This is a genomic window from Marinobacter vulgaris, assembly GCF_003344045.1.
Classification (GTDB): Bacteria; Pseudomonadota; Gammaproteobacteria; order Pseudomonadales; family Oleiphilaceae; genus Marinobacter; species Marinobacter vulgaris.
The window spans coordinates 173416-199304 of sequence record NZ_QFWX01000002.1; the positions used below are offsets into that span (position 1 = coordinate 173416).

Consider the following 25889-nt stretch of genomic DNA (forward strand, 5'->3'; position numbering starts at 1 on the left):
CCTGCAGAGCACCACAATGAGTACGAGGGGTAACCGGGCAGTCCGGAATCCTGGCTGCTATTACCAAAATCTTGCTTTACCAATAGCTCCGGGGCCATGAGCCATGGGCGACAGGCAAAGACTTGATAACCATTTCCCTCAGATTGTCTGGCGCATTAATCCACCCTTCCTGATGTTTGTCGGGCGCGTGTGTCCCCTGACCGTGGCCTATCTGGTCGGATCCGCCCTCGGACCCCGGGGAACATCGTCCTCAGAGGAGTTACAGATTGGCCAAGAGCATTCGCAAGGAGCACGTCCCTGCGGCCTCTAGGGTGCCAGCTTCCGCTTCAGCGCCTTGTTGACCGACAGCGGCAGGTTCGGCAATGCGCGCAGCATCCACGGCAGTATCCTGCGTTTCACGCCGCTCAGTGACTCTGGCGTCATCACTTCGATCAGGTGTGGCCCCGGCATGCTCAGGGCGTATTCCAGGGCTTTATTCATATCTTCGGCGGTGTCGACTCTCACTGCATGAACCCCCATACCCAGCGCCATCTCGGCGAAGTTAAGCACCGGGCCGCGCAGATCCAGTTGTGATTTGGCTTTGGTGCCGGCCCGTTCTGCCCCTACCCGCTCCAGCTCGATGTTCAGCACCGAGTAAGACGCGTTGTTGAAAATGAAGGTGGTAACGTCCAGCTGTTCCCGGGCCATGGTCCACAGGGCCTGGATGGTGTACATGGCCGTACCATCGCCGATCAGTGCCAGTACCGGCCGGCCCGGGCAGGCAACGGCGGCACCGACGGCGTTGGGCAGGCCCTGCCCTATGGCGCCACCGGTGAGGGTGATGAGATCGTGTCTCGGTGCTCCTTCGGTCATCATTGAAAGCATAAGACTGGAGGTAATGCCTTCGTCCACAATAATGGCGTTGTCGGGCATCAGGTGGCCTACTGCTTTGCAGACTTTTTCCGCGGTGAGCTTGCCCCTTGGCCGGCCCGGTCTTCTGGCGGATTGCAGCCGGGGTTCGGCCTGACTGGCGCCCAGGACTTCAATGAGCTTGTCGAGGCTTGCGGTGATGTCCTGATCCGGCGCTGCCAGGGTATGAACCTTGCAGGTATCGGGCACCAGATAGCTTTGCTTGCCCGGATAGGCGAAAAAAGAAACCGGAGCCTTGGCATCGACCAGGATGAGATGTTCAATATCCGTGAGTTGTACCGTTGCCAGTTCCGCCAGGTACGCCAGGCGCTCTGCCGGAGGCAGGCCTGCGCCTCGTTCCATGCGGGTCGGGAAGGTCTCCGCCATCAGAACGACCCCGCTGTGGGCAGCAAGCTTTGCTGCCGCCAGCAGGCTGGGTTCCCGTAACGAATGGCCGCCCATCAACAGGGCGGTTTTCCCGCCGGAACGGATGGCCGAGGCGATGGCCTCTACAGTGGCATCGTCTGCGGGTTCCGGTTCTGGTGGTGCAAGGGGCGCGCTGGGGACGCCTCCCTCACCCCAGGAAACATCCGCCGGCAGGATCAGGGTGGCGACCTGACCGGGTGCGCTGCGTGCTGCTGCAATGGCCTCGGCGGCATCCTCGCAAAGGGTTTCAGTGCTCCGGGCAGTGCGCACAAAACCCGGTGATACGTTGCGGGCCACGGTCTCGATATCGGACTGCAACTGGGCGTCGTATTTCACATGATAGGTGGCGTGATCGCCCACGATGTTGACCACAGGGACCTTGCCTTTGCGGGCGTTGTGCAGGTTGGCCAGCCCGTTGCCCAGGCCGCATCCCAGGTGCAGCAGTGTGGCGGCGGGCTTGTCGGCCATGCGGGCATAGCCGTCTGCCGCACCGGTGGCCACACCCTCGAACAGGGCGAGGACCGCGCGCATTTTCGGCTCATCGTCCAGCGCAGCCACAAAATGCATTTCGCTGGTGCCGGGGTTACTGAAGCAGACTTCCACACCGGCATCCACCAGGGTTTTCATCAACGCTTGTGCGCCGTTTGTCATTATTGTTCTCCAGCCTTTGGAAATTCAGGTTTATGGGACTTGTCCAGTTGATCAGTGCCGATATCGGCAACACGGGTAACGCCTGTCAGTGTCATCGCCAGCCGCAGTTCCTGCTGCCAGCGGGACAGCAGCAGCTCTTTCACGAACAGAGGGAACTGCTGGTCCCGTATCCACGCATTATGTTCGGCGCCAGAGATGGCAAATTCTTTGGCGGCAATGCGCCAGTTGAGCAGGTGCCAGGTCCAGGACTTTTCCTGCTCGGCCACACGCTGACACAGCCAGTGGGTATCGAATCCGGTAACCAGGAGCTCCGGGCCGATGCGTTCACCCCGGTGGTTCAGCCAAAGGGCGGATTTACAGGGGATAATAGTGGAAAAACCGGGCAGGTTGCGGACGAGCGACCGGCCAATCGGCGCGGCATTCCCTGTGGCTGCCGTTGATGTCGCCAGTAGCCAGTACCACCGCAGGGAAGGTCAGCCGGACCTCACTGCCGCTTGCTTCGTTGATCGCCACGGCACTGCAGACTTTACCGGCTTCATGGTCAAGTGCGGTTATCCTGTGCTGGTGCAGCAGGGTCAGCTTTCCGGCACTGTTTTCACGGTGCAGAGCCTCCAGCAGGCAGCGGACCGGTTCCCGGGCCGTGCCCCAGATTACATGGTAACGGGGCAGACGGTTACCATCGCCGAGGCGGCCGCGCTCCACCCAGTTGACCGCCGGCAGGAGTTTGATGCCTTCCCTGCGCAGCCAGTCCTCCAGAGCCCTCTCTGGAGAATCCGCAATCTTCATGCGTTTCTGCAGCGACGGCCTACCAGCATCTTCCCGCCAAAGGCCCACAGCGCCAGGCCGCCCATACTGTCAGCAGTATCGCGGTCTGCCAGGGTGACACTCTTCCCGGCTAGCAGGGCTTCAAGTGCTGCGACAATACCGGCCAGGCCTCCCCCGACCACCAGAACATCTGAAGCAATCATTTTGGCCATACCCCGCCTCCGACCTGCTGGCAATGAGTTGTCTGAAGCAAAGATATACCGGTACCATGGCTTTAAAATTGACTTCAAAGGCCATTTAAATTGACATTATAGGCCACCGTTTCCCTTGGCTGGGTGAACACCGTTTTTGCCACCGCACAACGCCTGACCGTCAGCACCGACACCCTGCTGGCCACGGCAGGCATTCCGGCTGCTGCGCGGGAGCATGAACGCTGGCCTATCGACGACATCACCCGGCTCTGGCATGCGGCAGGGCGAGCTGGCGGGCGCTGCAATCCGTGGCTGATACCAATGCCTCGCTGCCGGAGATTGCCGAGTCTCTGGGTTTCGCGGAGGTCAGCACCTTCTATCGTGCCTTTCGGCGGTGGACAGGTTCACCGCCGGTGCGTTGGCGCAAACAGCAAAACTAACCCCGCTGCCAGCCCCACCTTTTGTCTTGTTACATCCCCGCTTTGCCCTGACAATGCACTGTTATATTCACCCCATCGTGGAACTGAGACATGCTCGAGAGTTTGGCTTTGACCCCTGAAAGTTTTTCGTTGCCGGACTCCATGTGGAGGCTGCTGATCAGCACCGGTCTGCTGTTGCTCGCCATCATCATCCTGCGAACCCTGACCGCCCGTTTTATACGGCGAAACGTGGCATCCTCCGAGTTGCGGGGTCGCTTGCTGGTAAACTTTCGCAACGGTTTTCTGCTGCTGGGCATTCTGGGGGTGGCGCTGATCTGGGGAGACCAGATCCGTTCCCTGGCATTGTCCATCGTAGCCATCGCCGTCGCCTTTGTGGTCGCGACCAAGGAGTTGATCCTCTGCGTTTCCGGCGCGATTCTCAAGAGCGGCGCCGGCTCTTTCAATCTGGGTGACCGCATACAGGTGAAGGATTTCCGCGGTGATGTTATCGACCAGACCCTGCTGGCGACCACCATCCTCGAAGTTGGCCCGGGCAAGACTGGCCATCAGCGCACGGGCCGCATGGTTGTCATACCCAACGCTCTGTTCGTGTCTGAACCGGTCACCAACGAAAGTTTTACCGACCACTGGGACTTCCACGTTTTTACCGTGCCCTTTAAACGGGAGGACGACTGGCAGGCCGCCCAGAAAGCTCTGCTGGAAGCTGCCAATCGCCACTGCAGACCCTATCTGGAATCTGCCCGCAAGCATATGAACAAGGTCGGCGTTTTGCGGGGTCTGGAAGCACCCTCGGTAGACCCACGGGTGACCATCCAGGCCCCGGTTGCCAGTGAAATCCACCTCACTGTCCGGCTGCCGGTCAAATCCGGACAGCGCAGTTACATCGAGCAGGCTATTCTTTCAGAGGTTTTTGCCAGCACCGATTTCTTCAACCAGGAGCCCCGCCCCTGCGATGATGAAAAGCAGGAGAGGGACCTCTGAGAAAGGTCCGCAGTCAGGACATCACAGGAGAAACCATTGATCCCGAATGTCGCTTTCAAGGTCTTCCTGGTGTGGATAGGCATCGTGATTCTGGCCATCGCCAATGGCCTATTGCGCGAGGCAATACTGATCCCGGTGATGAGCAAGCCCACCGGGATGGTACTTAGCGGTGTTATGCTGAGCGGCCTCATTCTTGCAGTGGCCTACCTGACGCTGCCCTGGTTCGGGCCGCTGCCGCTGACAGGTTACGCAGCGATTGGCATCGGCTGGCTCTGCCTTACCCTGGCATTCGAATTCAGCTTTGGCCGGGTTATTCAGGGTAAGCCATGGCCCGAGCTTTTCGAGGCCTACCTGTTCCGGGACGGCAACATCTGGCCAGTTGTACTGTTGGTAACGGCCCTGGCGCCATACATTGCAGCCAAAGTCAGGGGATGGTGATGAACGCCGCGGATAACGAACCCTCTCACAAGGACCAGGCACCATGAACAGCCCCAAACCCAGCACCATTCGTGTCGGCCGGCGTTACCGTGCCAACCGCCTGGAGGGTCCCTACGATGCCATTGTTATCGGCTCCGGTATTGGCGGCCTGACCACCGCAGCCTGCATGAGCAAACTGGGCAAGAAGGTGGTGGTGTTCGAGCAGCACTACACCGCTGGCGGATTTACCCACAGTTACGACCGTAATGGTTACGAATGGGACGTGGGCGTTCACTACATCGGCGATGTCGGCGCGGACCACACCCTAACCAAGCGCCTGTTTGATCACATCACCGACGGCCAGCTGAAGTGGGCGCCCATGGACAGCCACTTTGACCGCATCTTCATTGGCGACCGCCATGTTGATCTGGTGGCCGGGCCGGACAATTTCAAAGCCGAACTGAAAAAAGCCTTTCCCGGTGAAGCGCGGGCCATCGACACTTACCTTGATTACCTGAAGCAGGTTGCCAAAGCCATGCCTGCGCTGGTCATCGGCAAAGTGCTGCCCGACCTGGCCGCGGGCCCCCTGCGCAAGGTGGTGAACCGAACCGCGCCTGCGTTTCTGAACCGCCCCACCCGCGAGGTTCTGGAAGGCCTGACCAGCGACCAGGAACTGATCGCCGTGCTGACCGGCCAGTGGGGCGACAACGGCCTGCCGCCAGCTGAATCCAGCTTTATCATCCACGCCCTAATAGCGCGCCATTACCTCTACGGTGGCTACTACCCCATTGGTGGCGCCTCGGAAATGGCCAGGACCATTATCCCGGTGATCCAGCAGAGCGGTGGCGAGGTCTTCACCTACGCCGACGTTACCGACATCCTGATCCAGAAAGGCAAGGCCGTTGGTGTCCGTATGGCAGATGGCGAGGAAGTCCATGCCCCGCTGGTAATCAGCAATGCCGGGGTGTTCAACACCTTCGGCAAACTGCTGCCGCAAACCGCGCCGCAGCGGGACTATTACCAGCAGAAGCTGAAAACCGTAGAGCGCTCCATGGCAAGCAACTGCCTGTATATCGGCCTGCAGGATACCGCCCAGAACCTGAAGCTGCCGAAAACCAACTACTGGATCTACCCGGGTGCCGACTACGAAAAGCAGTTGAGTGACTTCATGGCGGCCCCGGAGGAGACCGATATTCCGCTGACCTACATCTCCTTCCCCTCCGCCAAGGACCCGAGCTTTGCGGAGCGCTACCCCGGCAGAGCCACCATCGAAATTGTCGCCCCCGGGCCTTACGAGTGGTACGAGGAATGGTCGGATAAAACCTGGGGCAAGCGTGGCGAGGACTACGAAGCAAAGAAGGAAGCCTTCGCCCAGCGGCTGCTGGCAAAACTGTATGAGAAGTTCCCGCATCTTGAAGGCAAGGTGGATTACTACGAGTTGTCCACGCCCCTGTCCACCGACTATTTCTGCCGCTACAGTAAAGGTGAAATCTACGGCCTGAACCACACCCCCGGCCGCTTCGAGCAGGACTGGCTCAAGCCCAAAACCCGCATACCCGGCCTTTACCTGACCGGCCAGGATGTGATGACCTGTGGTGTGGCAGGGGCCATGATCGGTGGGTTGCTGGCAACCGTGGCAGTTAGTGGCCTCAGGGGGCTGCCATTGGCCAAAAAGATGTTTGTGGGTTAACGCATAGGGAGATTTGATGTTCTGCTTCTGTTACGGCTCCAATATGTCTCAGCGCAGGCTTCAGGCCCGGGTCCCATCGGCCCGGTTTGTCACTGTCGCCCAACTGCATGCCCACCGCTTGCGCTTCCATAAAGCCGCCATGGACGGCTCCGCCAAATGCGACGCAGCGGAGACGGAAGATCCGCAAGACCGGGTGATCGGTGTGGTCTACGAGATCGCCGACAACGAAAAGCCAGACCTGGACCGGCATGAAGCACTGGGGCGCGGATATGACGAAAAGCACGTAGAACTGGTTACCGGGGAAGGTTACCTGCGGGCCTGGATGTACTTTGCCACCCGTATCAATACTTCACTGAAACCTTTCCACTGGTATAAGGACCACGTTCTGATCGGCGCCCGGGAAAACGGTCTGCCGGCGGATTATATTGCGCAGATCGAGGCCGTGGAATCGATCAACGACCCCAGGTACAAGCGACACGAACGGGAATTGGCGATTTATGGGCAACACAGGATCACCCACTAATTGCTCACACTCCTAACCGGTCCCGCAACCCGTAATACCAGGCACCCAATGCTGTGAATGGCACCCTGAACAAGCGCCCACCAGGAAAGGGGTAGTGCGGCAGGCTGGCAAAGGCGTCGAAGCGTTCAGCCTGGCCTTCGATAGCCAAAGCCAGAGCCTTCCCCGCGACGTGAGTGAAGGTGACGCCGTGGCCGGAGCAGCCCTGGGAATAGAATACATTGTGCTGCAGGCGGCCCATCTGCGGTAGACGTGACAGGGTGAGCAGGAAATTACCAGTCCACGCGTAATCGATTTTCACATCCGCCAATTGCGGAAAGGTTTTCAGCATGTTGGGACGAATCAGCCGTTCGATATTGGCCGGGTCGCGGGCGCCGTATACCACTCCACCACCGTAGAGCAGGCGCCTGTCGCCGGAGAGCCGGAAGTAGTCCAGCAGATAGTTGCAGTCTTCCACGCAGTTATCGTCGGGTAGCAGCCGTTTGGCGGTGGCTTCGTCCAGCGATTCGGTAGCGATAATCTGCGAGCCGCAGGGCATGGACTTTGCGCCCAGCTCCGGCACCAGCCCGCCCAGGTAGGCATTCCCTGCCAGCACCACGAACTGCGCCCTGACCTCTCCTTCCCCGGTCTTCACTGTTGCCGGCTGGCCCGGAATAATCCGTACGACTTCGGAATGTTCATGAATCACGCCACCCCGGGATTCCAGGGCAGCCGCTTCACCCAGCGCCAGATTGAGCGGATGAATATGCCCGCCAGTATGGTCGATAGCCCCGCCAACATAACGGTCAGTGCCGATGCTGCCACAGATGGCTTGCCTATCCAGCAGTTCCAGTTGATGGTAGCCGAACCGGCGCCATAGGGTCTGCTGGTTATTCAGATGTTCAAGCTGTCGCGGGTTCAGGGCCGCGAAGATTCCACCTTCTTTCAGATCACAACGGATGCCGTAATCCCGAACCCGCTGGCGGATGATCTGGCTGCCTTCAAAGGCCATGTCGGCCAGCAGATGCAAATGGTCTGGTGTTGTCTGGCGTTCGATGCTGTCCAGATCCCGGCTGAAGCTGTTCACAATCTGGCCGCCGTTGCGGCCCGACGCACCCCAACCCACGGTTGCTGCTTCCAGCACGACTACCCGGAATCCGGCCTCGGCCAGGAACAACGCCGTGGACAAACCTGTGTATCCGGCGCCCACCACGCACACGTCAGCCTCGCATTGGCCCCTGAGCGGCGGGCGTATCGGTGCGGGATTGGCAGAGGCCATGTAATAGGAAGGAGCCGGGGCATACTGGGTCATGATGCTACGCCATACAGGGTGACGGGTTGATCAGGAGCTGATCAGGAGCTTTTTAAAACGAATCTGGAGGCGGCTGGAAAAAGCAACGCCGACGCCAGTTTATGCCACACCCCGAGATTGCGGAAGACAGGTTCTTCTACCTATATCAGAGGCAGCGATTGGCCACGAAAGTGCTGCTATGATTGGTCAAAATCCCTGCCTGCGAGACAGCCATGAATCATTCCCAGCGCACCACAACACCCAAAGACCTGGCCGGATGGCAGGCCCTGGCAGACCAACTCACTCTGGAGAATCGCGCGTTTATAAATGGCGCTTACCGGGAGGCTGTCAGTGGCGAGACGTTTGCCTGCATCAGCCCGGTTGACGGGCGCGAGCTGGTCAGTGTGGTCAGTTGCAACCAGGCCGATGCGGACCTTGCCGTTGTTGCCGCCAGGAACGCCTTCGAAAGCGGCGCCTGGAGCCAACTGGCTCCTGACAGACGCAAGGCCGTTCTTATCCGTTTCGCAGATCTGATCGAAGCCCATGGCGACCAACTGGCGCTGCTGGAAACCCTGGACATGGGCAAGCCCATTGGTCACGCCCGCGGCGTGGATGTGCCGGCAACCGCACGCGCCGTACGCTGGACCGCTGAAGCCATCGACAAGGTTTACGGCGAACTGGCCGCGACACCCCATGATCAGATCGGCATGATTTCCCGTGAGCCCATGGGGGTGGTGGCCGCCATCGTGCCCTGGAACTTCCCGATGATCATGGCTGCCTGGAAGATTGCACCGGCCCTGGCCACCGGCAATTCGGTAATTCTCAAGCCTTCGGAAAAATCCCCTCTTACCGCCATTTGCCTGGCGGCACTGGCGCAAGAAGCCGGCATTCCCCCGGGGATATTCAACGTACTGCCGGGCTACGGCCACACGGTAGGCAAGGCCCTGGCGCTGCATATGGATGTGGATTGCCTGGTATTTACCGGCTCCACCAACGTGGCCAAGCAGCTGATGATCTATGCGGGCCAGTCCAATATGAAGCGGGTATGGCTGGAAGCCGGCGGCAAGAGCCCCAACATCGTATTCGCGGACGCGCCGGACCTGAAAAAAGCCGCCGCCTCGGCGGCCACTGCCATTGCCTTCAACCAGGGCGAAGTGTGCACCGCCGGTAGCCGGCTACTGGTGGAAGAAAGCATCCGTGCCGAGTTCATCGGACTGATCCGTGAAGCCCTGGAATCCTGGCAACCCGGCCATCCTCTGGACCCCGCGACCACCTGCGGTGCCATCGTCGACCAGGCCCAGCTGGCCCGTATTATCGAGTACATCGGCATTGGCCAGTCCGAAGGGGCGACCCTGGTAGCAGGCGGGAAGCGGGTAATGGAAGACACCGGCGGCCTGTTTGTTCAGCCCACAGTATTTGATCGCGCGAATAACGGCATGCGCATCGCCGCGGAGGAAATTTTCGGGCCGGTGCTGTCGGTAATCAGTTTTACTACGGCCGAGGAAGCCATCACCATTGCCAACGATTCCATTTACGGGCTGGCGGCAGCGGTGTGGACTTCCAATATCAATACCGCTCATCGGGTTGCCAAAGCACTCCGCGCCGGCAGCGTGTGGATCAACCATTACGACGGCGGGGATATGACCGCGCCCTTTGGCGGTTTCAAGCAGTCTGGCAACGGCCGGGACAAGTCCCTGCATGCCTTCGACAAGTACACCGAAATCAAGGCCACCTGGCTGGTGATTGAATAGTGGTTGTTTAAACGGTGTGCAGGTACCACAGGTATTCCAGGTCCGAAATGGTCATCTCGAATTCGTTCAGTTCGTGCTCTTTACAGGCCACGAACACATCAAGGAACTGGCTACCCAGGTACTCCGCCATTACCGCGGACTGTCCCAGCTCCCGCAGCGCATCCCGCAGGTTATTGACCAGACTCGCTTCATGCTGTTCATGGGCATTGCCTATAGTGACAGGAGGCGGCTCAATCCTGTTGGAAATGCCGTAGTGAATGCCCGCCAGAACTGCGGACATCAGCAGATACGGGTTGGCGTCGGCCCCGGCGACACGATGCTCGATGCGCAGGGCATCCGGATCTCCGCCCGGCAGGCGCAGTGAAGCGGTGCGGTTGTCCACCCCCCAGGTAGCCGCACTGGGCACGTAATACTCCGGGCTGAACCGGCGATAGGAATTGATGTTGGGGCAGAACAGCGCCATGGCGTCGTTCATGGTGGCCACCAGCCCGCCAATCGCCCACCGCAGGATGTCATTGGGTTGCTCGGCATCTCCGGCGAATACATTGCGGCCTTCGCCATCCACCAGGCTCACATGCAGGTGCATGCCGCTACCCGCCTGGTTATGGTATGGCTTGGCCATGAAGGTGGTGTCCATTTCATGGTCGTAAGCCACGTTCTTGATCAGGCGCTTCAGAAGCGTGGCATGGTCACAGGCGCGCACAGCATCAGCCACGTAATGCAGATTGACCTCGAACTGCCCCGGGGCGGATTCCGCCACCAGCGCATCCGCCGGCAATTCCTGCTCACGGGCGGCACCCAGCACATCCGCCAGAAATTCCGCGTATTCATCCAGATCATCAATGGAGTAAGCCTGGGTACCCGCCGGGCGCTTGCCTGAAATGGGCGACTTGGGTGGCTGGGGTCTGCCGGCCAGGTTCTCCTGGTCGATCAGGTAAAATTCCAGCTCGTAGGCGCCGACCGGCGTCAAACCAATCTCTGAAAAACGATTGACGATATTCTGAAGCACCACACGCGGGTCTGCGAAAAATGGCGTTTCGCGGTCCAGCTCGAACATGGTCAGCAGCAACTGTGCGGTCGGCCGCTTCTGCCAGGGCTCCATGGTCAGGGTGGCGTCGATCGGCAGGCACACCCGGTCCGCCTCACCGATGTCCAGGCCCAGGCCGGTTTCTTCCACGGTAGTGCCCTGGATGTTCAGGGCAAAAATGGACGCCGGCATGGCTACACCCCGCTCAAACACCTTCGCCAGCGCCGAGGGGTCCACCCGCTTGCCGCGAACAATGCCATTCATATCCGGAATCAGCAGATCAACAAACTGCAGCTCGGGATGCGCCTCGAGAAATGCGCCAGCGCTCGCAAAACCAGAACCCATAAGGTAAGCCTTCCTGAAACTCGAACAGGCCTGTGGCGAGGGGCCGGCACAGGGGTTTCAAGGCTCCTTTATCCTGCTTTCCAGGACGTTTTGCAAGATAGGGATAAACCACGTTCAGCGACACTTTTGAAAAGGTCATCCCTGATAAGCACAACCCCGGATGCCCACTCGAAGATTTTCGTAGCGCACACTGCATTCTCGTGATACATATCGCGCGAAAGCCCTGCAAAATACTGCGTGCGTCCTGCACGCTTTGTATCCATCCCTTTTCTATGAGGGACACCACCGATGTTGAAGTTTTACAAGCCTGCGGCCCTTGCCGCCGCTATTGCTGTGTCATTGGGTGCGTCCTCTGCCTTTGCTGCGGAGGAAGTGCGTGTTTATAACTGGTCTGATTACATTGCCGAGGACACGCTGGAGAAGTTCACCGCGGAAACCGGCATCAAGGTGATTTACGACGTTTACGACAGTAACGAGATCCTGGAAGCAGCACTGCTTTCCGGGCGCTCCGGGTATGACCTGGTGGTGCCTTCCAACCACTACGTGGCCAAGCAGATTTCCGCTCAGGCATTTGAGAAGCTGGATCACACCAGGCTGCCGAACCGGACCAACCTGAACCCGGACCTGATGGACGACCTGGAGAAAGTTGATTCGGGCAGCCAGTTCTCCCTGCCTTATCTATGGGGCACCAACGGCTACGGTTACAATGAGGGCCGCATCCGCGAAATCCTGGGTGATGACGCGCCCACGGATTCCTGGGCCCTGGTATTCGATCCGGAAGTAACCGCCAAGCTGGCGGTCGGCGGTTGTGGCATTGCCATGCTGGATTCCGGTGAGGAAATGGTACGCGCGGCCATGGCCTACGTTGGCCTGGACCCGAACAGCGTCAATGCCGACGACATCAGGCAAGGTGGTGAAGTGATCAGGGCCGTTCGCCCGAATATTACCTACTTCCACTCGTCCCGGTACATTGGCGATCTGGCCAACGGTGACCTGTGCGTTGCCGCCGGCTATTCCGGCGACATCCTGCAGGCCGCTGCACGCGCCGAGGAAGCCGGCAACGGCAACGTCATCCGCTACACCATCCCCAAAGAGGGCGCGGTGCTGTGGTTCGACATGATGACCATCCCGGCCGGTGCGCCGAACGTGGAAAACGCCCACAAGCTGATGGATTTCCTGATGCGCCCGGAGATCATTGCGGACGTAACCAACTACGTGTGGTATGCCAATCCCAACAAGCCGGCCAACGAATTCGTTGACCCGGAAATCCTCAGCGACACCAGCATCTACCCCACCGATGAGGTGATGAAGAAGCTGTACATCATGGAAGGCCGGCCCCAGGACGCCCAGCGCCTGATGACCCGCACCTGGACCAGCGTGAAGTCGGGTCGTTAAGGGGTGAAAAACGGCAACAACACCTCCGCGCAAGCGGAGGTGTTACTCAGCATTCAGGGCATCTCCAAGCGCTTTGACGGCACGCTGGCCGTGGATAGCGTGAGTCTGGAAATCCATAAGGGTGAGATCTTCGCTCTGCTGGGTGGTTCCGGATCCGGCAAGTCCACGTTGCTGCGCATGCTCGCGGGCTTTGAAACGCCCAACGCCGGTCGCGTGGTAGTGGATGGCCAGGACATTACCGCCCTGCCTCCTTACCTGCGGCCTACCAACATGATGTTCCAGTCCTACGCGCTGTTCCCCCATATGACGGTGGAGCAGAACATTGCCATGGGACTGAAACAGGACAAGCTGGCCAAAGGAGAAATCCGCGACCGGGTCGAGGCCATGCTGAAACTGGTCAAGATGGAGAGCTTTGCCAAGCGCAAGCCCCAGCAATTATCCGGCGGCCAACAACAGCGTGTGGCCCTGGCCCGCTCCCTGGCCAAGCGGCCGAAACTGCTGTTGCTCGACGAGCCTATGGGCGCGCTGGACAAGAAGCTGCGCACGGAAATGCAACTGGAACTGGTGGAAATCCTGGAAAAGGTGGGCGCAACCTGCCTGATGGTCACCCACGACCAGGAAGAGGCCATGACCATGGCCAGCCGGATTGCCATCATGGCCCAGGGCCGCATTGCTCAGGTGGGTTCGCCCATCGATATCTACGAGAGCCCGAACAGCCGCATGACGGCCGAGTTCATCGGTTCGGTGAATATCTTTGAGGCCCATATTCTGGAAGATGAATCCGACAGCATCACGCTTAACAGCGATGCGTTGGACGCACCGGTGTTTATCGACCGCGGCGTAACCACCCCGGCGGAAAGCACCGCGACACTCCTGGCCCTGCGCCCGGAGAAGATCTACCTCACCAGCGACAAGCCAGAAGGTGATACCAACTGGAGCCGTGGCATCGTGGATAACATCGCCTACCTGGGAGACATCACTTCCTATTACGTGAAGCTGGCCAGCGGCAAGCGCGTTCAGGCCACCATGGCCAACGTGGAACGCCGTGGTGAGCGACCGACCTGGGGCGATACGGTGTTTGTGTCCTGGGAAGCTTCCAGCCCCATCCTGTTGTGGAACTGATGCCATGGCCAAAAAACTGATGCCAGCCCTGCTGATGGCGCGGGTGCGTGCCGTTCTGTTCCATCGTCGGGTAGTGTTTGGCATTCCCTTTGTCTGGTTGCTGCTGTTTTTCCTGCTGCCGTTCGCGCTGGTGCTGAAGATCAGCTTTTCGTCGGCGGTGATGGCCATCCCGCCCTACGAACCAGTGTTCAGTTTTGTGGACAACACCTTCTCGGTGGCGGTGAATTTCAGCAACTACCTGTTCCTGCTGTCCGACAGCCTGTATATCGCCGCCTACTGGGGGTCGGTCAAGATCGCCGTCGTCGCCACACTGGTATGCCTGCTGATTGGCTATCCCATGGCCTATGCCATGGCACGTGCCTCAGCGCGGATGCAACTGGTGCTGCTATTGATGGTGATGCTGCCATCGTGGACTTCGTTCCTGATCCGCGTGTATGCATGGATGGGCATCCTTGGCAACCAGGGCCTGCTGAACAACCTGCTGATGTGGCTGGGCATCATCAATGAGCCCCTGAGGATGCTGAACACCAACTTTGCGGTGGTACTCGGCATCGCCTATGCCTATCTGCCGTTCATGGTGCTGCCAATCTACACCAACCTGGTAAAACTCGATGTGCGCCTGCTGGAAGCCGCATCGGACCTGGGCTGCCGCAGCCTGACCACCTTCTGGTCAATCACCCTGCCGCTGTCAAAAGCGGGCATCATTGCCGGTTCCATGCTGGTGTTCATTCCCGCCGTGGGCGAGTTTGTAATTCCGGAACTGCTGGGCGGGCCAGATACACTGATGATCGGCAAAGTGTTGTGGGAAGAATTCTTCAATAACCGTGACTGGCCGGTGGCGTCCTCCCTCGCCATGGTGATGCTGGCGCTGTTACTGATACCGATCGTACTGTTCCATCGTTTCCAGGCCAGGGAGATGGAAAAGCATGGTTAGGTCGCGGGCGTTCAGTTTCTCGAAGATCATGCTGGCGCTGGGCCTGCTGTTTCTTTATCTGCCGATGTTCGTGTTGATTGTTTACTCATTCAACGCCTCCAGGCTGGTATCGGTGTGGGCGGGCTTTTCCACCCAATGGTACGGGGAACTGCTCCGGGATCGGCAGATTCTGTCTGCCGTGTGGATGAGCCTGAGAATTGCTTTCTACTCCGCCAGCATGGCGGTGTGCCTGGGTACCCTGTGTGCGTTCGTGATGACCCGCTTCAAACGCATCCGCGGACACACCCTGCTATCCAGCATGATCAGTGCACCTCTGGTCATGCCGGAAGTGATCACCGGCCTGTCGCTGTTGCTGTTGTTTGTGCAGATGGCACAGACCATCGGCTGGCCAGTGGACCGTGGCATGGCGACCATATGGATTGCCCACACCACCTTCTGCAGTGCCTACGTGGCGGTGGTGGTCAGTGCCCGCCTGCGAGAAGTGGACCGTTCCATGGAGGAGGCGGCCATGGACCTGGGCTGCACGCCACTGAAAACGTTTTTTGTGATCACTCTGCCAGTAATTGCCCCTGCACTGGTGTCCGGCTGGTTACTGGCGTTCACGCTTTCGCTCGACGATCTGGTGATCGCGAGTTTCGTTTCTGGCCCCGGTGCGACTACACTGCCCATGGTGGTCTTTTCGTCTGTCCGGATGGGTGTATCCCCTAAGATCAACGCCCTGGCCACCATCATCATCATCGTCGTATCTCTTGTTGCATTTGTCGCCTGGTACCTGATGCGACGAAGTGAGGAAAAACGGAAAAGGAGCTGACCATTGGATATCGCCCAGGCCTCAATACAATTTGATGCCGCCCTGGCAGATTTCGCCCGCGCCCGGAGCGTGTCTCCCCAGGCTTCCAGTCTCAGCCTGCTGGAGCGGGCCCGGATACTGATGACACTGCCAGGCGGATTTGACGTGCTGTACCGACGCGTTCCTGCGCTGGAGTCAGCGGGTATTTTCGGCACCAGCGACTGGTCCAGGCCGGGCCTCCTTCAGCCCGCCCTGGCAAAACACTCGCTGCGTGAGGCGAGCGCAGTCACCACCGTGGTCGAGGCTATCAGCGAGATCCGGCTGTTGGCGGTGGTACGTGGCGACTATTTCCACCGCGGCATATCCTCGGAGCAGGCCCGGCACTTCCTGACCCAGGTAATGGCACTGAACCTGGATCTGCTGTCCGGCACACTGACCGAAGCGGATCGGGAGCGGCCCAAGCAGCTTGGCATCATCGTGGAAGGGCTTTACCAGTACCTGATCTCCCACCTCGGCTACGAGAGCCTGCTGGACAGCCTGGTAGCCGAAGTCTGGCGGCTGCTGGAGCAAGGCCCGGTGCAGGTGGACAGCATCTGCGACATGATCGGCCAGATCGCCAAGTGCCTGTACGACCCGGAGCTGGAGACCACCGGCGCTGCCGATGCCACCCGCCTGGTGCGCGCCCTGTTCGCGCCTACCCCGGGTAGCAAGGAAGACCCCGGCCTGGATATCTACCAGCTGCGCCTGACCCAGATGGACGAGCTGGCGCTGTCGGACGAGGCCAGGAAATTTGCCCGCAACATGCACGATACCGGTCTGGCATCGCCTTACCATGCGGTTTTCCTCAGGTTTCTGCGAACCAGCAACGACGAAGAGCTGATTCCCACGGCGCTGGGATTGACCATGACCGGGCTGGATGATTTCTATTGCTACAACCAGCTGGTTCACACCCTGATCGACGAAGCCATCTATCCGCAAACCTGCCAGGCCGTGTTTGGTCTCACCATGATGCTGGAGCGCGGCTCGCTGTTTACTCCCGCGACGGCCCAGGCGCTGTGGCGGCAGATCAAGCTCAAACTGTCGACAGAAACCGAACAGGCGCTCATCGAAGCATTTGGCAACGCCGTCCCGCCACGGGTTTTCCTGCTGGCCGGGGTACTGAACCTGCTCGGGCAGCCGCTGGGCGTCGGGCAGGGCAACAATCCCAGCTGCCAGTCTGCCATCGGGCTATCCATGTGGGCGGCCAACGAGGCGGACTATCTTCTGCAGGTACTGGCCTGGGCAGCCCGTGACAATGAAGTGCTGGGTCGGTTCGAGGGCTGGGAAGTGTCATCCAAGAATCTGGAGCCAGGCCTGGTCAAGGACACACCCGTGGACGTGGACCCGGTGTCGCTGATCCTGATCCCCCATCTGGATCGCATCTACGCTGAAATGTGGCGCCGCTGTGAAGATCGGGACGACGACGCCCACCGCTGGATCAACCCGGAATTCTATGGCTGGTGGGTCAGCCACGGTTTCAGGGTGGTAGCGGACATCCACACCGGCGAAATAAAGGATTATGACAGTTTCATCCGCCACTTCTATGCCAGTTACCACCCCTATTACAACGGTAACCTTCCGGTGATTCACCACCAGCCGGCCGGTATTGCCGTGACCGACAGCGCCGCCCGTTTTGTCGGTCGACACGCCATCACCATCCAGCGGGTAGCACTGAGCCCGGACAACGAGATGCGGGTGTACTTCTTCAATCCCAACAACGACAGCGGCCAGGACTGGGGCCAGGGCATTACCTGCTCAACGCGCGGGAACGGCGAGATACGAGGCGAGGCATCCCTGCCCGTCGCGGAATTTGCCTCGCGTTTGTATGCCTTCCATTATGACACCCTGGAGCTGGGAGACCTGACTGCCATTCCCGAGGCCGAAGTGGCCAAAGTCATGGAGCTGGGGTACGGCAGCTGGGCGGCGACTGAGGAGGAAAAACTTCATGGATGATGCGAGGCGCCAAGCCTGTCCCGCACCGACTGGATCCATTGATAGAAAACCGGCACCAGTAACGTACCCAGTATGGTCGCCGCAACCATTCCGCTCAGCACGGTAATACCGAGGCTCACGCGGCTGGCGGCGCCGGCACCGCTGGCAAATACCAGCGGCAGGACACCAAGCACAAACGAGAACGCCGTCATCAGCACGGCCCGGAACCGGAGTACGGCCGCTTTCCTGGCGGCCTCTCCCGTACTGAGGCCGGACTGCCGCAGCTGCATCGCAAACTCCACGATCAGAATGGCGGTCTTGGTGGACAGGCCGATCAACAGCACCAACCCCACCTGGGCGTAGATATTGTTGGCCAGCCCCAGTAACCAGAGCCCGCCCATGGCGCCAAACATGGCCAGCGGAACGGCACCGATTACGGCGAGCGGGAGGCTCCAGCTTTCATATTGGGCAACGAGAAACAGGTATACGAACACAATGGCCAGCAGGAAGATCACTGCGGCCAGGCTACCCGCCTCTATCTCCTGCAGGCTCTGGCCCGCCCAGCTGAATTCGTAGCCCTGGGGCAGTTTATCCGCCAGCGCTGCCATGGTTGCGAGCGCATCGCCACTGGCAAAGCCGGCTGCCGCCTCACCGGAGATGGTCACTGAGCGCTTGAGGTTGAAGTGCTGGATACTCGAAGGCCCCAGCACCGGCTCCAGGGACGCCAGGGTGGTCAGGGGCACCATGTCACCCTGCTGGTTGCGCACGTAGTAGTAGGACAGGTCTTCAGGACCTTGCCGGAAGCTGCCCTCAGCCTGCAGCAGTACCCGGTAGTTCTTGCCAAAACGGGTGAAGTCGTTGACGTAAAGCGAGCCGAGCTGGGTCTGCAGCGTAGAAAAGATGTCGGAAAGCTGTATGCCCAGTGCCTTGGCCTTGTTGCGATCCACCTGCAAGAGGTACTGGGGGATATTGGCGCGATAGGTACTGTAAACCCGGGACAGGGATTCCTGCTGGTTGGCCTCGAAAATCAGCCCGTTCATGACCTGGGAAAGCTCGGAAACGTCTCGCCCGAGATTGTCCTGCAGCCGGAAATCAAACCCGGCCGAGGTGCCCAGCCCGGGGATGGGCGGTGGGTTGAACACCATCACCTGTGCTTCAGCCAACGTCCACAGACGTGCCGACAGCCGGGGAATGATCTGCCCCAGGCCCAATGGGTCATCCTCACGCTCTTCCCAGTCCTTCAGGGTAATGATGCCAAGACCATTATTGGAGTTGGCGCCGCCCAGCAATGAAAACCCCGACACGGTGATGACATCGGTCACCGCCGGGTCTTCCAGAACCATATCGGTGACTTTGCCAAGCACAACATCCGTGCGTTCAAGGGCCGCCGCATCTGGCAGCTGCACGTCCACAAACAGAAATCCCTGGTCCTCCGGAGGCACAAACGCCGTCGGCACCGCTTTGAACAGTCCAGCGCTGGCCAGCAGGATCGCCCCCAGCGCCACACCCATCAGGGCGCCCTTGCGAAGCAGCCGCGTCACCAGTCCGTCGTAGCCTCTGGTGCCACTGGCAATCAACTTCTCGACAGGGCCCAGCCAGCGAATCGACTGACTGCCACCTCGGCCCAGCAGCGAAACGCAAAGCGCCGGGCTCAGGGTCAACGCATTGATCGAGGAAATAATCACCGCCACCGAGATAGTGACGGAAAACTGCTTGTAAAGCTCACCGGTTATGCCCGGCATAAAGCCCATCGGCACAAACACAGCCAGCAGCACCAGGGTGGTGGCAATGACCGGACCGGTGACCTCTGCCATGGCTTTGGTCACCGCCTCGCGGATGGGCATCTTCTCTTCCTGCAGAAGGCGCTCAACGTTTTCGATCACGACAATGGCATCATCCACCACGATACCGATGGCGAGCACCAGCCCGAACAGGGTGATGGTGTTGATGGAGTACCCAAGCACCGCCATCACCGCGAAGGTACCAATGAGTGAAACCGGAATGGCAATGCTTGGGATCAGTGTGGCCCGCCAGTTCTGCAGGAACAGAAACACCACGAGGATGACCAGTCCAACAGCCTGAAGCAGGGTAACAACCACCTCATCGATAGAGCGGCTGATAAACTCGGTGCTGTCAAAAAGAATGCTGTGTTCGACGCCGTCTGGAAAACCGGGGGCTGCATCTTCAACAACCTGCTTTACCCGCTCTGCGACCTCAAGCGCGTTGGCATCGGGTAACTGGTAGATCACCACGAATGCGGTATCCCGGTTGTTCAGCTTGGCGGTGGAAGCGTAGGACCGCGAGCCCAGCTCGATGCGACCGACGTCTCTTAACCGCACAAATCCGCCATCGGGCTTTGCCCTGAGAATAGTCTGGGCAAACTCGTCAGGATCGGAAAGCCGCTCCCGGCTCTGGATGCTGTAAACAAACTGCTGCCCCGCGGGCACCGGCGACTGTCCGAGCTTGCCGGCAGCCACAATCTGGTTCTGCTCCCGCACTGCCGAAGCCACATCGGCTACCGTGATATCAAGGGACGACATGCGACGGGGGTCCAGCCAGATACGCATGCTGTAGTCCTTTGCCCCCATGACTTCCGCAGAGCCAACGCCTGGCACGCGACCCAGAGCCTCCACCAGGTTATTGGATGCGTAGTTGCTGAGGAACACACCGTCCAGATCCGGCCGGTCAGACGTCAGGTTAATACCCAATAGCATGTTGCCGGCCTGCTTGCTGACGACCACCCCCTGCCGCCGCACTTCATCCGGCAGGAAGGGTTCCGCCAGAGCCACGCGGTTCTGTACGTTGACCTGGGCAATATCGGTATCGGTTCCGCTTTCAAAGGTCAGGGTTATCTTTGCTGCGCCATCGCTGGATGCCGTGGATTCAATGTAGATCATCCCCTCGACACCGTTGAGCTGCTGCTCGACCGGGCGAATTACCGCTTCCTCTACCACCTCGGCGCTGGCACCGGGCAGGGATGCAGACACCTGGATCTGGGGCGGCGCCATATCGGGATACATGTTCACAGGAAGCCCGCGGAGGGCAAGCAGGCCTGCGAGGGTGATCAGGATGGAAATAACAAAGGCGAACTTCGGCCGCTGGATGAAAACGCCGCTGATCATTGGCCAGCCTCTTCTTCACCCGCGAGCACGCCCGTATCGGGATCGATACGCTTCGATACCGGATTGACCGTCACTCCCGAACGGACTTTCTGCATCCCCTCGACAATCACCCGCTCGCCGGCTTCGATCCCGGTTTCCGCCACCACCATGGCACCCTGGCGGGGGCCGGTTTTTATAAAGCGCTGGACAACCTGTTCCTGGTCATTGACCACCAGCACGAACTGGCCCTCGATCGTCTCCTGCAGTGCCACCTGCGGCACAAGAATCCGGGGCTCGCCGGCCTGCCCTTCGATGTGCAGGGTCACATACAAACCGGGCACCAGCACAGCGGCAGAATTCGGAAACACGGCCCTCATGGCAACGGTCCCGGTACTGGCGTCAGTGCTGACATCGGCGAAATCCAGCACACCACCCTGGGGATAACGTTCCCCGTCCGGTAACGTCAGGTACAAGGACAGGTTGCTGGCCATATTCTCGGCAGCCTCCCTGCCTGCCCTCCGAAACGCGATAAAGTCGGCTTCATTGAGCTGAAATTCCACGTAAATGGGATCGGTTACCAGGATTTCGGTGATCGCGCCGCTGGCCGGGCTGACCACCGCCCCCACATCAAACTTCAGCTTGCCAACCCAGCCGTCAAAGGGGGCCCGTATTTCGGTATAACCCAGGTTATTGGCAGCCTTTTGCACCGCTGCTTCCGCCGCCTGCAACCGCCCCTCGGCAGCACTGAAGCGGTCTCTCAGTTTGTCCAGGTCAGCGGCCGAGAGGAAACCTTTATCGGCTACGTCCTCCCCACGCTGGAGATTCCGGGTGGCGGACTGTAATTCCGCCCGGGATGCGGTCAGTTCTGCTTCGGCTTGCCTGAGATCCGCCCCGGCACTGGTACTTTCCAGACTTATCAGCAGTTGACCCTTCTCGACCCGTGAGCCTTCCTTAAAATGTATTTCCTGAATTTCTGCTTCAATTCGGGCGGAAATACCGGCCTTCGCCGACGCCGCGGTTCTGGCGACAAACTCACGGGATGGCCTCACTTCAGCGTTATCCGCCACCACCACAGACACCGATACCGGTTGCGTTTCGGGGGTTTCCGTTGACTCAGAACATCCTGCAATCGCAGCTAGCGAAAAACACAAAGCGAGAAAAGTAGCAGATTGGTTCCGGGCAAGCCGACTGGTATACCGGGAGCTGAACATCTCATGTCTTCCTTGAAATCGAAAGGGGCCCGGAATGCATGCTCAGGTTCGAACTCAATGATAGTCAACACCCCAAAAGCTGGCTATTTATTAATCACCCAGCCGGTTTATTTTTTGCGTTCAAGGGGTATTTAAGCTAAATGACAGGATACCGACCTCCGATCGTTTGACGGATAAAACGATGACAACTCGAGTGACTATTCCAATTGCCTTGCTAGCCCTTTCGCTCAGTGGCTGCGCCTTTCAGGAAACCCTGAAAAGCGGCTCTGAAGACCCTTGTGCCACCCTGAAAAACATTGTGGAGAACTACCCCGCTGAATTTGCTGCCTTTCGGAGAGGCGGAACCGATTACCGGTCGGTGACGATCTACCGGTCAAGAGAAGAACTTATCAAGGGTCATTGCGAAGTCTGGGCCTGGGGCAACGGGGATTCAGCCTATGTCTGTACCGTGGGTGCTCCCGACTCCCAGGTCGCAACTGGACGTTATACGCAGGCAGTAGAGCAACTGTCAGGCTGCCTGGGACCAGAATGGACGTTCACGGAAGAAGCGCGAGAACGCGACGGCCAGACGGACGGTGTGGTGACCCGTTTCCACCATCCCGCCTCCACCAAACCCGTCGTTTCTGTGCATAACATTGAGGATCGCTGGCGCCGGTCGGTTTATCTTTACATTGGAAGTCCGGCTCGCGCTTTCTGACATCACCATCACCAAAAGGCCGCCTGATAGGCGGCCTCTGTCAGACTAAGTAAATGACTTACACGCTAGCTCAGGTTCTTCCGCATGAAGTTCTGGATTTCCCCGACAATACCCGAGCGGAAGGCCAGTACCGTCAGTACGAAGATCGCACCCAGGATGGGATCGACCCAATCGCCCAGCGGACCCTGTGACAGCTGGTATTCCAGGGTCACCACGAAGCCTGCACCCACCACCGGGCCCAGCAGGGTGCCGGTGCCGCCCAGCAGTGTCATCAGGATGACCTCGCCGGACATGTGCCAGTGGGCGTCGTTCAGGGAGGCCAACTGGAAGACCACGGTTTTCACCGAACCGGCCAGGCCGGCGAGGCCTGCGGAGAGCACGAAGGCCATCAGTTTGTAGCGGTCAACGTTGTAGCCCAGGGATACCGCCCTTGGTTCGTTCTGCTTGATCGCCTTGAGCACCTGGCCAAACGGTGAGCCTACGATGCGCTGCACCAGCAGGTAACCGGCCAGAAATACCGCCAGCACAAAGTAATACATGGCGGTGTTATCATTCAGATCCACCATGCCGAGCAGGTAACCCCGGGGCACCCCGTGCATGCCGTCCTCACCACCGGTGAAGGGGGCCTGGACGAAGAAGAAATAGACCAGCTGCGCCAGGGCCAGGGTAATCATCGCGAAGTAGATGCCCTGGCGACGTATGGCCACGAGACCAAAGCCCAGGCCAAGCACCAGTGACGCCACTGTACCGACGACAATGCCCATTTCCGTGGTCAGCCCCGGGAAACTCGATAGCAGGTAGCCGGTCGTGTAGGAACCCGCCGCCAGGAAGGCTGCATGTCCGAAAGACAGCAGGCCGGTGTAGCCAAGCAGAAGGTTCAATGCCACTGCGAATAGGGCAAAACACAGTATTTTCATCAGGAACACGGGGTAGAACACCGCGGGCGCCAGCAGCAGCAGGGCCAGCAACACCAGGTTGAGGATCAGCTTCTTGCGTTGCTCTGCCTTCTGCTGCTTGACGATACTTTGCTGAATATCAGTCTGAGTGGTTGTGGTCGCCATGGTTACGCCTCCTTACCGAACAGGCCCGATGGCCGAATCAACAGAACAACCACCATCACCAGGAAGATCACGGCTGCAGACCCTTCCGGGTAGAATACTTTGGTAAATCCTTCCACAACTCCCATCATCAGGCCGGTAATCACCGCACCCGCTATGGAGCCCATGCCCCCGATCACCACCACGGCGAACACCACGATGAGTATGTTGGACCCCATCACCGGGGAGACCGAGTAGATGGGTGCGGCAAGAGCGCCGGCAAACGCGGCAAGCATGACGCCAAAGCCGTAGGTCAGGCTGATCAGCAGGGGCACGTTGATGCCGAATCCCTGCATCAGCTGGGAGTCTTCCGTACCGGCCCTCAGGTAGGAGCCAAGCCGGGTTTTTTCAATCATGAACCAGGTACCGAAACATACCAGCAGGGCAGCCACGATAACCCAGGCACGATAGTACGGGAGGAACATGAAACCGAGGTTCATGCCACCCCTGAACATTTCCGGCATGGAATAACGCAGGCCGGAAACGCCGTAAATATTGGTCAGCAAACCCTGGAGAATAAGCGCGATACCAAAGGTCAGAAGCAGGCTGTAGATATGGTCCTGGCCCGCAATGCGGCGCAACAGGAAATACTCAAGCACAATGCCAAAGCAACCCACGACCACGGGAGCCAGAAATAGAGCCACCCAGTAGTTGATACCGAAGACGTCAAACATGAGAACAGTGCACATGGCACCGAGCATGTACATGGCACCATGGGCAAAGTTGATGATTTTAAGCAGGCCGAAAATGACCGCCAGCCCCAGACTCAACAGGGCGTAAAAGGAACCATTGATAATCCCGAGCATTAGCTGGCCAGACAGCACAGCCACGGGGACTCCCAGAATCTCGGTCATGTTACAAACTCCAAAAGCAGCGCAGCGTTCAACTTACCAGTGGCGAAGTGCGTTTCTGCAGGTCAGTGGCCGCCCAGCCAGAACTGCTGGTTAAGGCGGGACGGCCCGGTCGGTCAGATCATCAGTTCTGGGTTACGAGCTTGCACTTGCTCTCGGACAGCGGGCGATAGGCCTCGTCACCGGGAATGGTCCGCACGATTTCGTAAAGATCCCATTCATTCTCAGACTCTTCCGGCGTCTTCACTTCCGCCAGGTACATGTCGTGCACCATGCGGCCGTCCTCACGGATAATGCCATTCTTGGCAAACATGTCGTTGATGGGTGTATCCATCATCTGCTTGCGCACAGTCTGGGAATCGTCGGAGCCGGTTGCCTTGACCGCATTCAGATACTGAATGGTGCTGGAGTAGATGCCGGCATGAACCATGGTGGGACGAACGCCGGTCTCTTCCATGAAGCGGTCGGACCACTCACGGGTTTCGTCGTTCATGTCCCAGTACCAGCCGGTAGTCAGCTGGATACCCTGTGCCGTTTGTGCGCCCAGTGCATGAACGTCAGTCAGGAACAGCAGCAGGGCTGCGAGGGTCTGCCCGGACTGGGTCAGGCCGAACTCACCGGCCGTGGTAATGGCGTTGGTGGTATCTGCACCAGCGTTGGCCAGGGCAACCACGTCAGCACCGGATGACTGGGCCTGCAGGATGAAGGACGAGAAGTCGGATGTCGGGAACGGATGACGCACGGTCTGAATCACTTCACCACCGTTTTCTTCCACAACGCGGGTTACGTCATTTTCCAGAGCGTGCCCGAACGCGTAATCGGCGGTCAGGATGAACCAGGTTTCGCCACCCTCTTTCACCACGGCGCTGGCAGTGCCGTTGGCCAGCGGATAGGTGTCGTACACATAGTGAATGTGGTTCGGGGTGCAGTGCTCGTTGGTGATGCTGGAAGCGGCGGAGCCGGAGACAATGCCCAGCTTGTTGCTTTCTTCCAGGATATTGCTCACGGCGATGGTGACCGAGGAAGCAACCAGGCCTGCCACCATGTCCACGTCTTCGTTCTCAACCCAGCGGCGGACCGTACTTGAGGATGAGTCCGGGCTGTTGCGATCGTCGGCGCTGACAACCTCGATCTTCGCCCCGTTGACCGTGCCCCCGAAATCGGAAATAGCCATTTCAAGAGCTGTCAGGCCGTTGGGTCCCGCCAGGTCACGATAGGTGCCGGACATGTCGGCGAGGTAGCCGATCTTGACCGTGTCGTTGGATATCTCAGCCTGGGCACCGCCCACAAGCATGGCTGATGCAACCGCTGATGTCAGAAGCTTTTTGGTAATTGTCATTGTTGTTTCTCCGCTACTG

General features: G+C 59.1%; 23 protein-coding genes. 12 read left to right on the forward strand and 11 right to left on the reverse strand.

Going from position 1 to position 25889, the window contains the following annotated elements; genetic code table 11:
* Window positions 1-306 precede the first annotated feature (306 nt).
* The 4 genes from DIT71_RS04110 to DIT71_RS18370 form a co-directional block, all read right to left on the reverse strand.
* Window positions 307-1965 (reverse strand): acetolactate synthase large subunit, encoded by a 1659-nt coding sequence (locus DIT71_RS04110; RefSeq protein ID WP_114611947.1) that lies wholly within the window; start codon window positions 1963-1965, stop codon window positions 307-309.
* The gene (locus tag DIT71_RS18100; protein WP_227537940.1) at window positions 1965-2231 is read right to left on the reverse strand and encodes a hypothetical protein; all 267 of its coding nucleotides are present in this window, start codon (window positions 2229-2231) and stop codon (window positions 1965-1967) included. Before DIT71_RS18100 ends, DIT71_RS04110 begins: the two co-directional genes overlap by 1 nt.
* An 88-nt stretch (window positions 2232-2319) precedes the next feature.
* Entirely contained in the window at window positions 2320-2751 is a 432-nt protein-coding gene (locus DIT71_RS04115) for an FAD-binding protein (RefSeq protein ID WP_264756321.1), read from the reverse strand.
* A complete protein-coding gene (locus tag DIT71_RS18370) occupies window positions 2748-2942 on the reverse strand; it encodes an FAD-binding protein (RefSeq protein ID WP_264756322.1) in 195 nt (64 codons plus the stop codon). Before DIT71_RS18370 ends, DIT71_RS04115 begins: the two co-directional genes overlap by 4 nt.
* A 278-nt stretch (window positions 2943-3220) precedes the next feature.
* Here DIT71_RS18370 and DIT71_RS04125 point away from each other — a divergent pair, with 278 nt between their 5' ends.
* The 5 genes from DIT71_RS04125 (at window position 3221) to DIT71_RS04145 (ending at window position 6972) form a co-directional block, all read left to right on the forward strand.
* A complete protein-coding gene (locus DIT71_RS04125; RefSeq protein WP_264756325.1) occupies window positions 3221-3361 on the forward strand; it encodes a helix-turn-helix domain-containing protein in 141 nt (46 codons plus the stop codon).
* 90 nt (window positions 3362-3451) lie between these two features.
* Window positions 3452-4342 (forward strand): mechanosensitive ion channel domain-containing protein, encoded by an 891-nt coding sequence (locus DIT71_RS04130; RefSeq protein WP_167507447.1) that lies wholly within the window; start codon window positions 3452-3454, stop codon window positions 4340-4342.
* 36 nt (window positions 4343-4378) lie between these two features.
* A complete protein-coding gene (locus DIT71_RS04135; protein WP_114611949.1) occupies window positions 4379-4780 on the forward strand; it encodes a hypothetical protein in 402 nt (133 codons plus the stop codon).
* Window positions 4781-4823: 43 nt separating this feature from the next.
* Entirely contained in the window at window positions 4824-6449 is a 1626-nt protein-coding gene (locus tag DIT71_RS04140; RefSeq protein ID WP_114611950.1) for a phytoene desaturase family protein, read from the forward strand.
* Between the two features lie 16 nt (window positions 6450-6465).
* A complete protein-coding gene (locus DIT71_RS04145; RefSeq protein WP_114611951.1) occupies window positions 6466-6972 on the forward strand; it encodes a gamma-glutamylcyclotransferase family protein in 507 nt (168 codons plus the stop codon).
* Between the two features lie 4 nt (window positions 6973-6976).
* Here the strand turns inward: DIT71_RS04145 and DIT71_RS04150 are convergent, their stop codons facing one another.
* On the reverse strand, window positions 6977-8260 hold the full coding sequence (locus tag DIT71_RS04150; RefSeq protein ID WP_114611952.1) for an NAD(P)/FAD-dependent oxidoreductase: 1284 nt from the start codon (window positions 8258-8260) through the stop codon (window positions 6977-6979).
* A 212-nt stretch (window positions 8261-8472) separates the two neighbouring features.
* On the opposite strand from DIT71_RS04150, the gene DIT71_RS04155 reads away from it, so the two are divergent.
* Window positions 8473-9990, forward strand: coding sequence for an aldehyde dehydrogenase (locus DIT71_RS04155; protein ID WP_114611953.1), 1518 nt, complete (start codon window positions 8473-8475; stop codon window positions 9988-9990).
* Between the two features lie 7 nt (window positions 9991-9997).
* Here the strand turns inward: DIT71_RS04155 and DIT71_RS04160 are convergent, their stop codons facing one another.
* Window positions 9998-11362, reverse strand: a complete 1365-nt coding sequence (locus tag DIT71_RS04160) for a glutamine synthetase family protein (protein ID WP_114611954.1) — start codon at window positions 11360-11362, stop codon at window positions 9998-10000.
* A gap of 288 nt (window positions 11363-11650) precedes the next feature.
* Between DIT71_RS04160 and DIT71_RS04165 the strand changes: the two genes are divergently transcribed.
* The 5 genes from DIT71_RS04165 to DIT71_RS04185 are packed head-to-tail and all read left to right on the forward strand — an operon-like array spanning window position 11651 to window position 17595.
* Window positions 11651-12757 (forward strand): polyamine ABC transporter substrate-binding protein, encoded by a 1107-nt coding sequence (locus tag DIT71_RS04165; RefSeq protein WP_114611955.1) that lies wholly within the window; start codon window positions 11651-11653, stop codon window positions 12755-12757.
* A 3-nt stretch (window positions 12758-12760) separates the two neighbouring features.
* On the forward strand, window positions 12761-13879 hold the full coding sequence (potA, locus tag DIT71_RS04170; protein ID WP_114611956.1) for a polyamine ABC transporter ATP-binding protein: 1119 nt from the start codon (window positions 12761-12763) through the stop codon (window positions 13877-13879).
* Between the two features lie 34 nt (window positions 13880-13913).
* Window positions 13914-14813 (forward strand): ABC transporter permease subunit, encoded by a 900-nt coding sequence (locus DIT71_RS04175; RefSeq protein WP_114612328.1) that lies wholly within the window; start codon window positions 13914-13916, stop codon window positions 14811-14813.
* Window positions 14806-15624 (forward strand): ABC transporter permease subunit, encoded by an 819-nt coding sequence (locus DIT71_RS04180; RefSeq protein ID WP_114611957.1) that lies wholly within the window; start codon window positions 14806-14808, stop codon window positions 15622-15624. The genes DIT71_RS04175 and DIT71_RS04180 overlap by 8 nt, the downstream gene beginning before the upstream one ends.
* 3 nt (window positions 15625-15627) lie before the next feature.
* Complete coding sequence (locus DIT71_RS04185) at window positions 15628-17595, forward strand: hypothetical protein (protein WP_114611958.1); 1968 nt, start codon at window positions 15628-15630, stop codon at window positions 17593-17595.
* Here DIT71_RS04185 and DIT71_RS04190 read toward each other — a convergent pair.
* Together DIT71_RS04190 and DIT71_RS04195 are read right to left on the reverse strand one after the other, a co-directional pair.
* On the reverse strand, window positions 17586-20696 hold the full coding sequence (locus DIT71_RS04190; protein ID WP_114611959.1) for an efflux RND transporter permease subunit: 3111 nt from the start codon (window positions 20694-20696) through the stop codon (window positions 17586-17588). The genes DIT71_RS04185 and DIT71_RS04190 overlap by 10 nt on opposite strands.
* Window positions 20693-21742 carry an efflux RND transporter periplasmic adaptor subunit gene (locus tag DIT71_RS04195; RefSeq protein WP_244311930.1) on the reverse strand — a complete coding sequence of 350 codons (1050 nt, stop codon included), beginning with the start codon at window positions 21740-21742 and terminating at the stop codon, window positions 20693-20695. Before DIT71_RS04195 ends, DIT71_RS04190 begins: the two co-directional genes overlap by 4 nt.
* A gap of 337 nt (window positions 21743-22079) precedes the next feature.
* On the opposite strand from DIT71_RS04195, the gene DIT71_RS04200 reads away from it, so the two are divergent.
* Complete coding sequence (locus tag DIT71_RS04200; protein WP_227537941.1) at window positions 22080-22583, forward strand: hypothetical protein; 504 nt, start codon at window positions 22080-22082, stop codon at window positions 22581-22583.
* A gap of 65 nt (window positions 22584-22648) precedes the next feature.
* On the opposite strand, the gene DIT71_RS04205 is transcribed toward DIT71_RS04200, so the two are convergent.
* The 3 genes from DIT71_RS04205 to DIT71_RS04215 form a co-directional block, all read right to left on the reverse strand.
* Window positions 22649-23644, reverse strand: a complete 996-nt coding sequence (locus DIT71_RS04205; RefSeq protein WP_114611962.1) for a branched-chain amino acid ABC transporter permease — start codon at window positions 23642-23644, stop codon at window positions 22649-22651.
* Between the two features lie 2 nt (window positions 23645-23646).
* Window positions 23647-24534, reverse strand: coding sequence for a branched-chain amino acid ABC transporter permease (locus DIT71_RS04210; RefSeq protein ID WP_114611963.1), 888 nt, complete (start codon window positions 24532-24534; stop codon window positions 23647-23649).
* A 121-nt stretch (window positions 24535-24655) separates the two neighbouring features.
* Window positions 24656-25870 carry an ABC transporter substrate-binding protein gene (locus DIT71_RS04215; protein ID WP_114611964.1) on the reverse strand — a complete coding sequence of 405 codons (1215 nt, stop codon included), beginning with the start codon at window positions 25868-25870 and terminating at the stop codon, window positions 24656-24658.
* Window positions 25871-25889: the final 19 nt, after the last annotated feature.